Consider the following 399-nt stretch of genomic DNA (forward strand, 5'->3'; position numbering starts at 1 on the left):
CTGGTCGGCCACATCGCCGAACAGCCGGGCGCAGCCCAGCAGCAGGGCCACGACGTACAGCAGGGGCATGGAGTGCAGATCCAGCAGCCAGGCCACCGGCACCGTGGTGAGCAGCACCGCCCGCGTCAGATCGGCGGCGATCATGACATTGCGCCGCCGCATCCGGTCGACCCACGCCCCGGCGGGCAGCCCGAACAGCAGGAACGCCGCCTGCTCGGCCGCCGCGAGCAGACCGGCCTGCCACGCCGAGGCGTGCAGGGTCAGCACGGCGGTGAGGGGGAGGGCGACGTAGGTGATGTTGTTGCCGAGCTCGTTGCAGATGTGCGACGCCATGAACCGGCGGAAGTCGCGCCGCTGCCGGGGGGAGGGGGCGGAGTCCTCGGGTTCGGTGGCGGTGGC

General features: G+C 72.4%; 1 protein-coding gene. It reads right to left on the reverse strand.

From position 1 onward, the window contains the following. A partial coding sequence (locus CCN72_RS38835) for an MFS transporter (RefSeq protein ID WP_158101311.1) occupies positions 1 to 399 on the reverse strand: 399 nt, incomplete at both ends.

Source organism: Streptomyces murinus (assembly GCF_002154555.1).
In the GTDB taxonomy this organism is placed as follows: Bacteria; Actinomycetota; Actinomycetes; order Streptomycetales; family Streptomycetaceae; genus Streptomyces; species Streptomyces murinus.